This is a genomic window from Streptomyces sp. NRRL B-24572 (assembly GCF_002156145.1).
GTDB classification, from domain to species: domain Bacteria; phylum Actinomycetota; class Actinomycetes; order Streptomycetales; family Streptomycetaceae; genus Streptomyces; species Streptomyces vietnamensis.
In genome coordinates this window covers 487-9,617 of sequence record NZ_MWIG01000206.1, presented here as the reverse complement: position 1 = coordinate 9,617, position 9,131 = coordinate 487, and the positions used below count along the sequence as shown (strand labels likewise).

Sequence of the window (9,131 nt, the reverse complement as noted above, 5' to 3'; positions counted from 1 at the left end):
AGTGGTCTCGGTACGGCGGGGCTGTCCCTGGTCCCGCGTGCGGAACCCCCGGCGCTCCCGGCGGAGCCCACCGCGGCACCGGTGGAGCCCCTCGCGGCGCCGGCGGACGCGCTGATCATCCCGGGCCTCTACTGGCACCCGGTGCCGGAGCCCGATCCGGTGCGGGTCGAGGAGGTCAGCCTCCGCATCAAGTCCTGGGCGCTGGACGAGATCCAGCTCTTCCCCGAGGACTGGGAGGGCGACTTCGACGGGTTCCACGTCGGGCGGTACATGGTGGCCTGCCACCCGGACGCCCCGACCGTCGAGCACCTCATGGTCGCCGCCCGCCTGATGGTCGCCGAGAACGCCGTGGACGACATCTACTGCGAGGACCTCGGCGGTTCGCCCATCGGTCTGGGCGGACGCCTCCTCATGGCGCACACCGCCCTGGACCCGCTGCACTCGACGGCGGAGTACCAGCCGGTGTGGGCGGAGTCGCTCCACGCGGACGCGCCCCGGCGCTCCTACCGCTCGGCCATGGAGTACTTCGTCCGCCTGGCGACCCCGTCCCAGGCCGACCGGTTCCGGCACGACATGGCCCGGCTGCACCTTGGCTACCTCGCCGAGGCCGCGTGGGACGAGACGAACCACGTGCCGGAGGTCTGGGAGTACCTGTCGATGCGGCAGTTCAACAACTTCCGCCCCTGCCCCACCATCACCGACACCGTCGGCGGGTACGAACTCCCCGTCGAGCTGCACGCCCAGCCGGCCATGCAGCGGGTCCTCGCGCTCGCCGGCAATGCCAGCACCATCGTCAACGACCTCTACTCGTACACCAAGGAACTCGCCAGCCCCGGCCGGCACATGAACCTGCCCGTGGTGCTCTCCGAGAAGGAATCGCTCTCGGAGAAGGACGCCTACCTGAAGGCCGTCGAGGTCCACAACGAGCTGATGCGCGACTTCGAGGCCGCGTCCGCAGAGCTGGCCGTCGCCTGCCCCGTCCCGAGCGTGCTCCGCTTCCTGAAGGGAGTGGCCGTGTGGGTCGACGGCAACCACTACTGGCACCAGACCAATACGCACCGCTACAGCCTGCCCGATTTCTGGTAAGAACGGATTTCATCTGTGACCAACACCGAGCTCCCCACCATCAACGGCACCTCCGCGTTCGTCCCCGGCCCGGCGACGCCGTACCAGGGAGACATCGCCCGGTACTGGAACGCCGAGGCCAGGCCCGTGAACCTGCGCCTGGGCGACGTGGACGGGCTGTACCACCACCACTACGGCATCGGTGCCGTGGACCACGCCGCCCTCGGCGCCCCCGAGGACAGCGAGTACGAGAAGAAGCTGATCGCCGAGCTGCACCGCCTGGAGTCGGCGCAGGCCGAGGTGCTCCTCGACCACCTCGGTCCGATCACCAGCGAGGACACCCTCGTCGACGCCGGCTGCGGCCGCGGCGGTTCGAGCGTCATGGCCCACCAGCGCTTCGGCTGCAAGGTCGAGGGCGTCACCCTCTCCTCCACGCAGGCCGAGTTCGGCAACAAGCGCGCCAAGGAGCTGGGCATCGAGAGCCACGTCCACGCCCAGGTGTGCAACATGCTGGACACCCCCTTCGAGAAGGGCAGCATCGCCGCCTCGTGGAACAACGAGTCGAGCATGTACGTCGACCTGGACGACCTGTTCGCCGAGCACTCCCGGTTCCTCAAGGTCGGCGGCCGCTACGTCACCATCACCGGCTGCTGGAACCCGAAGTACGGCCAGCCCTCGAAGTGGGTCTCCCAGATCAACGCGCACTTCGAGTGCAACATCCACTCGCGCCGTGAGTACCTCAAGGCGATGGCCGACAACCGCCTCGTCCCGCAGGCCGTCATCGACCTGACGCCGGACACCCTCCCCTACTGGGAGCTGCGGGCCACGTCCTCGCTGGTCACCGGCATCGAGGAGGCGTTCATCGAGTCGTACAAGGACGGCTCCTTCCAGTACGTCCTGATCGCGGCCGACCGCGTCTGACGTACCGCCCACCCCCACGGCCGAGGGGCGGGTCCGTCTTCCGACGGACCCGCCCCTCGCGTCATGCCGCGGCCGTCTCCTTCTCGGCGGCCTCGGTGGCCTCGGAGGTCTCGGCGGCCGGCGCGCTCACCCGTTCGGTACGGGGAGCCCGGCCGGTCCGCAGGCCGAGGCGGGCGATGACCGCGACGAGGGCGAAGGCGGCGGCGCCGATCCAGAAGGTGAGGGTGAAGCCGGACTCGGCGGGCAGGGCCGGGACGCCGGCGGGCAGGTGCTCGATCGTCTTCGAGGCCAGGATCGTGGTGACCACAGCGCTGCCGACCGCGCTGCCGGTGGAGCGGGAGATCGAGTTGATGCCGTTGGCGATGCCGCTCTGGTGGTGCGGGACGCTCGCCATGATGACGGCGGGCATGGCCGCGTACCCGAAGCTGACGGCCGCGCCGACGATCACGCCGGCGCCGATCACCGACGCGGTGTGGCCGTGGTCGAGGGCGAGCCAGCCGAAGCCCACGGCGCCGAGCGCGGCGGCCAGGGTCAGCGCGGTGCGCGGGCCGCGGTGGCGGACGATGCGGCCGCCGATCGGCGAGGCGAGCAGGGAGACGATCGCGCCCGGCAGCAGGAACTCGACGGAGGCGCGGAGGATGGACGCTCCGAAGCCGTAGCCGGTGAGGGCCTCGGGCATCTGGACGAGGTACGAGACGCCCAGGAAGTTCGCGAACATGCCGAAGCCGACGAGGACGCCGGCCAGGTTGGCCATGAGCACCGGCCGGTGCACGAACATGCGCATGTCGACGAGGGGCTCGCGGACCTTGAGCTCGGTGAACACCCAGACGACGGTCATGACGGCCGCGGCCGCGAAGCTGCCCAGGGTGCGGCCGGAGGTCCAGCCCCACTCGTGGCCCTGCGAGATCGGCAGCAGGAGCAGCAGCAGGGTGGCGCCGAGGGTGAGCGCGCCGAGGAAGTCGGTGCGGCCGCCGGTCTTGTGGCGGGTCGCGGGGACCAGGAACACGACCGCGAGCAGGGCGATCGCGGCGAAGCCGGTGGCCATCCAGAAGGCGCTGCGGTAGTCGGCGTCGGAGCCGGAGGTGAGCAGTCCCGTGGCGACGAGCGCGAGACCGCTGCCGAACGCGAGGGTGCCGCTGACGAGGGACATCGCGCCGGGCAGCTTCTGCGGGCGGACCTCCTCGCGCAGCACGGACAGGGCGAGCGGGAAGATCGCGGTGGCGGCACCCTGGAGGACGCGGCCGAGGATCAGCAGGGGGAGCGAGGTCGCCAGGGCGGCGACGACGGAGCCGGCGACCATGACGCCGAGGACGGCGACCAGGGTGGGCTTCTTGCCGTGCTGGTCGCCGAAGCGGCCGAGCAGCGGGGTGAAGACGGCGGCGGAGAGCAGGGTGGCGGTGGTGACCCAGCTGACGTTGGCGGCCGAGGTGCCCAGGTCGGCGCGGATGAGGCCGAGGATCGGGACCGGCAGGGTCTGCATCATCGACACGACCATGGCGGCGAGGCTCAGCGCGAAGACGACGAGCGTCTCGCGCCGGGGATCGGCGGCGGGCGGGGTGGTCTCGTGACTCATGTGTGGGGACCTTCTCGGTGCTTCACGTCGTAGATGTTTGACGTCATCAAGTAATACGACGACGGTAGGCCCCGATGCTTGAGGAGGTCAAGTAAATACTTGAGGTCCTTAAGTAAACAATTGATAATGTCAAGGATCGTGAGTACGCTCGAACCATGAGCGCGACGACCCCCGAGGCGATGCCCGAGACGCCCACCAAGCTCCAGCTGCTCGAGCTCCTCGCCGCCATCGGCACGGCACAGTGGCGCGACTTCGCCGCCGCTGCCGCCCACCACGGGCTGACGTCCACGCAGGCCAAGGTCCTCGCCCAGCTGAACGGTCCGCTGCCGATGCGCGCCCTCGCGACCCTGCTCGTCTGCGACGCGTCGAACGTCACCGGGATCATCGACCGCCTGGAGGGGCGCGGCCTGGTGCGCCGCGAGCCCGACGCCTCCGACCGGCGCGTGAAGAACGTCGTGGCGACCGACGAGGGCCGGGAGGTCATCCGGCGGGTCCGCGAGGAGATGCAGGCGACCCACGGCGCCCTCGACACCCTCGGCCCGGAGGACAGCGCGACCCTGTACGGCCTGCTCGCGCGGCTGCGGCCGGGCATGGAGAACAACGCCTGAGCGTGGCTGCGCCCGGGCACGGAGAAGGGCGCCTGACGGGAAACCCCGTCCAGGCGCCCGTACCGCCCCGGCTCAGTCCCGGCGTTCCCCGAAGGCCCTCAGGATCTCCTCGGCGGCCAGGGTCGCCGTCAGCTCGCCGTCCCTGACCCGCCGCTCCAGGGAGGGAGTCACGTCCTGGACCGCCGGGTCGGCGCTCAGTCGCCGCAGCAGCTCGTCGCGGACCATCGACCACGTCCAGTCGACCTGCTGGTCCTGGCGCTTGGCCGCGAGGCGGCCGGTCGAGTCGAGGAGCGCCCGGTGCTGCTTCAGGCGGTCCCAGACCTCGTCGAGGCCCGCCGACTCCCGCGCGCTGCAGCTGAGCACCGGTGGTGTCCAGACGGCGTCCGCGAGTGGGGTCTCCCCTGCTCGAACGGAGTTGAGAGCTTGGGGATGCATCAGGCGCAGCGCGCCCGCCAGTTCCCGGGCGGCGGCGCGGGCGTCGCGCTCGTGCGGGCCGTCCGCCTTGTTGACGGCGACCACGTCGGCCAGCTCGAGGACGCCCTTCTTGATGCCCTGGAGCTGATCGCCCGTACGCGCCAGGGTGAGCAGCAGGAACGAGTCGACCATGTTGGCGACGGCGGTCTCGGACTGGCCGACGCCCACCGTCTCCACGAGCACCACGTCGTAGCCCGCGGCCTCCATCACCACCATCGACTCCCGCGTCGCCTTCGCGACGCCGCCGAGCGTGCCGGCGCTGGGGGAGGGGCGGACGAAGGCCGCCGGGTCGACGGCCAGCCGCTCCATGCGCGTCTTGTCGCCGAGGATCGAGCCGCCCGTACGGGTCGACGACGGGTCGACGGCGAGCACCGCCACCCGGTGGCCGAGCCCGGTCAGCATCGTCCCGAACGCGTCGATGAAGGTCGACTTGCCGACCCCGGGCACCCCGCTGATCCCGATCCGCACGGCCTTCCCGCTGTGCGGCAGGAGCTCCGTGAGGAGCTCCTGCGCGAGCGCACGGTGCTGGGGGCGCGTCGACTCGACGAGGGTGATCGCACGCGCGATCACCGCCCGCTTTCCGTCGAGCACGCCCTTCACGTACGTGTCGAGACCGATCACAGGTCGTGCCCGAGGTCGGCCGCCAGCCGGGTCACCAGGTCGTGGGCCGCGTCGGGGATCACCGTCCCCGGCGGGAACACGGCCGCCGCGCCCATCTCCAGGAGCGTCGGCACGTCCTGCGGGGGGATGACACCGCCGACCACGATCATGATGTCCTCGCGGCCCTCCGCCGCGAGCTCCTCCCGCAGCGCCGGCACGAGGGTGAGGTGCCCCGCGGCCAGCGACGAGACCCCGACGATGTGCACGTCAGCCTCGACGGCCTGACGCGCCACCTCGGCCGGGGTCTGGAACAGCGGGCCGACGTCCACGTCGAAGCCCAGGTCGGCGAAGGCGGTGGCGATCACCTTCTGGCCGCGGTCGTGGCCGTCCTGGCCCATCTTGGCGACCAGGATGCGCGGCCGGCGCCCCTCGGCCTCGCCGAAGGCGTCGACCAGGGTCCGGGTGCGCTCCACGGAGGGGGACTCGCCTGTCTCGGTGCGGTACACACCGGAGATCGTACGGATCTGCGCCGCGTGACGGCCGTACACCTTCTCCAGGGCCTCCGAGATCTCGCCGACGGTCGCCTTCGCGCGGGCCGCGCGCACGGCGAGCTCCAGCAGGTTGCCGTCGCCGCCCGCGGCGCGGGTGAGCGCGTCGAGCGCGTCCCGGCAGGCGGTCTCGTCGCGCTCCTCGCGCAGCCGCCGCAGCTTCTCGATCTGCTGGGCGCGGACGGAGGAGTTGTCGACCTTGAGGACCTCGATCTGCTCGTCGGACGCCACCCGGTACTTGTTGACGCCGATCACCGGCTGCCGTCCGGAGTCGATGCGGGCCTGGGTGCGGGCCGCCGCCTCCTCCACGCGCAGCTTGGGGATGCCCGCGTCGATGGCCTTGGCCATGCCGCCGGCCTGCTCGACCTCCTGGATGTGCTTCCACGCGCGGCGGGCCAGGTCGTAGGTGAGCTTCTCGACGTACGCGCTGCCGCCCCACGGGTCGATGGTCCGGCAGGTGCCGGACTCCTGCTGGAGGAGCAGCTGCGTGTTGCGGGCGATGCGCGCCGAGAAGTCGGTGGGCAGCGCCAGGGCCTCGTCGAGGGCGTTGGTGTGCAGCGACTGGGTGTGGCCCTGGGTCGCCGCCATCGCCTCCACACAGGTCCGCGTGACGTTGTTGAACACGTCCTGCGCGGTCAGCGACCAGCCGGAGGTCTGCGAATGGGTCCGCAGGGAGAGCGACTTGGCGTTCTGCGGGTCGAACTGCTTCACCAGCTTCGCCCACAGCAGGCGGGCGGCGCGCAGCTTCGCGATCTCCATGAAGAAGTTCATGCCGATCGCCCAGAAGAACGACAGGCGCGGAGCGAACGCGTCCACGTCCAGGCCCGCTTCACGCCCGGCCCGGATGTACTCCACACCGTCCGCGAGCGTGTACGCCAGCTCCAGGTCGGCCGTCGCGCCCGCCTCCTGGATGTGGTAGCCGGAGATGGAGATGGAGTTGTAGCGCGGCATCCGCTGCGAGGTGTACGCGAAGATGTCGGAGATGATCCGCATCGAAGGACCGGGCGGATAGATGTACGTGTTGCGGACCATGAACTCCTTGAGGATGTCGTTCTGGATGGTCCCGGCCAGCTTCTCGGGCGGTACGCCCTGCTCCTCGGCGGCCACGATGTACAGCGCGAGCACGGGCAGCACCGCGCCGTTCATCGTCATCGACACGGACATCCTGTCCAGCGGGATGCCGTCGAACAGCTGGCGCATGTCGTAGATGGAGTCGATGGCCACGCCGGCCATGCCGACGTCACCGGTGACGCGCGGGTGGTCGCTGTCGTAGCCGCGGTGGGTCGGCAGGTCGAAGGCGACCGACAGGCCCTTCTGACCGGCGGCGAGGTTGCGCCGGTAGAAGGCGTTCGACTCCTCGGCCGTGGAGAAACCGGCGTACTGACGGATCGTCCAGGGCTGGTTGACGTACATCGTCGGGTACGGGCCGCGCAGGTACGGGGTCATGCCCGGACGGGTGTCCAGGAAGTCCAGGCCCTCCAGGTCCTGCCCGGTGTACAGCGGCTTGACGGCGATGCCCTCCGGGGTCTCCCACAGCAGGTCGTCACCGCCCGCCGCCTTCTCGACGGCCGTGCGCCACTCGTCGGGCCCGCCCCCGGCGGCCTGTGCCCCGAGCTCGATCCCGGAGAAATCGGGGATGGACATCAGGACACTCCCATGCGGTCGAGGGCGGTGGAGAGCAGGGCGACGGCGTCGCAGCCGGCGAAGACGTACGAGTCGACACCGGCGTACGACGCGGGGCGCCCGGCCAGGAGGACGTGCTCGGCCCCGGCCGCGCGCAGCTCCCCGGCGGCGGCTTCCGCCTGCTCCTCGTACAGCGCGTCGCTGGAGCAGAGGCAGGCCTCGCGGGCACCGCTCTCCTCGAACGTGCCCTCGGTGACGGCCTCGATGCCGCCCGCCTGGAAGAGGTTGGCGGCGAAGGTGAGCCGGGCCGAGTGCGCGGCCGCCGGGCCGAGCGCGGCCAGGTAGACGCGGGGCCGGGCGCCGGTCGCCGCGAGATGGGCGTCCGAGCGGGCGCGCAGCTCCTCGTACGCCTCGTCGCGCCGGACGCGGGGGAGACCACCGGAGAGCGGCCGGGGCGCGGGCGCGCGGTCGACGGGCTTCTCGGCGAGGTGCGGGAACTCGCTGACACCGGTGATGGGTTCGCGGCGGGTGGCGAGCTTCCTGCTGCGCGCGGCCCAGGTCTCGGCGAGCCGCTCGCCGACGAGGCCGGAGCGCAGCGCGGCCTCCTGGCCGCCGGCCCGCTCGATCGTCCGGAAGAACTCCCAGGCGGCGTGCGCGAGTTCGTCGGTGAGCTTCTCCACGTACCAGGAGCCGCCCGCCGGGTCGATGACCCGGGACAGGTGGGACTCCTCGATGAGGACGGTGGAGGTGTTGCGGGCGATCCGGCGGGCGAACGCGTCCGGCAGGCCGAGCGCGTCGTCGAAGGGCAGCACGGTGACGCTGTCGGCGCCGCCCACACCGGCCGCGAGGGTCGCGATGGTGGTGCGCAGCATGTTCACCCAGGGGTCGCGGCGCGTCATCATCACCGGCGAGGTCACCGCGTGCTGGCGCTGCGCGCCCGCCTCCGGGGCGCCGCAGGCCTCGGCGACACGGGCCCACAGGCGGCGCGCGGCGCGCAGCTTGGCGATCGTCAGGAACTGGTCGGCGGTGGCGGCGTAGCGGAACTCCAGCTGTCCGCAGGCCTCGGTGACGCTCAGTCCGGCCTCGGTCAGGCCGCGCAGGTAGGCGACGCCGGTCGCGAGGGAGCAGCCGAGCTCCTGCGCGGCCGAGCCGCCGGCCTCGTGGTACGGCAGGGCGTCCACGGTCAGGGCCCGCAGCCCCGGGTACGTCTCGGCGCAGCGGCGCGCGAGGCCGGCGACGGACGCCAGGTCGTAGGCCGCGCGGCCGGTGCGGGCCTCGTGGCCCAGCGGGTCGGCGCCCAGGCTGCCCCGGGCCGCCTCCGGGGCGACGCCCCGCTCCTCGTACAGCCGGAGGAGACGCTCGGCGGCCGCCTCCGTCTCGTCGCCCGCGTCGAGGACGAGGGGCGCGAGGTCGAGGTAGACGCCGTCGAGGACGCCGTCGAGCGCGGACACCGGGATGCCCGTGCCGCCGACGCCGAGCCACAGGGAGGTGACGCCGTTCTCCAGGTCGGCGAGGACGGCCTCGTTGTCGGCCGTCAGGTGCCGCTGGCGCACGTCCCAGCCGCCGACGGCGTTGCCCTCGGCCCGCCCGCCGCGCACGAAGGGTGCGAAGCCGGGGAGGCCGGGGTCGGGCGCGGTGTCGCGCGCGGTGTACAGGGGGCGGGTGCCGAGGCCGTCCTCAAGGAGGGTGGACAGGGCGTCCTCGGCGGCGGCGCCGGAG

7 protein-coding genes are annotated in these 9,131 nt (G+C 71.9%); 3 read left to right on the top strand and 4 right to left on the bottom strand.

Going from position 1 to position 9,131, the window contains the following annotated elements; genetic code table 11:
- Together CCN56_RS13080 and CCN56_RS13075 are read left to right on the top strand one after the other, a co-directional pair.
- The coding region (locus CCN56_RS13080) for a family 2 encapsulin nanocompartment cargo protein terpene cyclase (RefSeq protein WP_256961947.1) at window positions 1-1,086 on the top strand (1,086 nt) is incomplete at its 5' end.
- 15 nt (window positions 1,087-1,101) lie between these two features.
- Entirely contained in the window at window positions 1,102-1,986 is an 885-nt protein-coding gene (locus CCN56_RS13075; RefSeq protein WP_107484143.1) for a geranyl diphosphate 2-C-methyltransferase, read from the top strand.
- Between the two features lie 61 nt (window positions 1,987-2,047).
- Here the strand turns inward: CCN56_RS13075 and CCN56_RS13070 are convergent, their stop codons facing one another.
- Window positions 2,048-3,559, bottom strand: a complete 1,512-nt coding sequence (locus CCN56_RS13070; RefSeq protein ID WP_086826631.1) for an MFS transporter — start codon at window positions 3,557-3,559, stop codon at window positions 2,048-2,050.
- A 155-nt stretch (window positions 3,560-3,714) separates the two neighbouring features.
- Between CCN56_RS13070 and CCN56_RS13065 the strand changes: the two genes are divergently transcribed.
- On the top strand, window positions 3,715-4,167 hold the full coding sequence (locus CCN56_RS13065) for a MarR family winged helix-turn-helix transcriptional regulator (protein WP_086826630.1): 453 nt from the start codon (window positions 3,715-3,717) through the stop codon (window positions 4,165-4,167).
- A 72-nt stretch (window positions 4,168-4,239) separates the two neighbouring features.
- Here the strand turns inward: CCN56_RS13065 and meaB are convergent, their stop codons facing one another.
- The 3 genes from meaB to CCN56_RS13050 all read right to left on the bottom strand — a co-directional run.
- Window positions 4,240-5,262: a methylmalonyl Co-A mutase-associated GTPase MeaB gene (gene meaB, locus CCN56_RS13060; RefSeq protein WP_086826628.1), complete on the bottom strand. Its 1,023-nt coding sequence runs from the start codon at window positions 5,260-5,262 to the stop codon at window positions 4,240-4,242.
- Window positions 5,259-7,433 (bottom strand): methylmalonyl-CoA mutase, encoded by a 2,175-nt coding sequence (gene scpA / locus CCN56_RS13055; protein WP_086826626.1) that lies wholly within the window; start codon window positions 7,431-7,433, stop codon window positions 5,259-5,261. The genes meaB and scpA overlap by 4 nt, the downstream gene beginning before the upstream one ends.
- Window positions 7,433-9,131: methylmalonyl-CoA mutase subunit beta (locus CCN56_RS13050; RefSeq protein WP_256961946.1), on the bottom strand; the 1,699-nt coding region annotated here is incomplete at its 5' end. The genes CCN56_RS13050 and scpA, both read right to left, overlap by 1 nt.

Bases quoted from the DNA above. Each gene is read 5' to 3' on its own strand.
- CCN56_RS13065 (WP_086826630.1), top strand. From the start codon at position 3,715: ATGAGCGCGACGACCCCCGAGGCGATGCCCGAGACGCCCACCAAGCTC.
- CCN56_RS13070 (WP_086826631.1), bottom strand. From the start codon at position 3,559: ATGAGTCACGAGACCACCCCGCCCGCCGCCGATCCCCGGCGCGAGACG.
- scpA (WP_086826626.1), bottom strand. From the start codon at position 7,433: ATGTCCATCCCCGATTTCTCCGGGATCGAGCTCGGGGCACAGGCCGCC.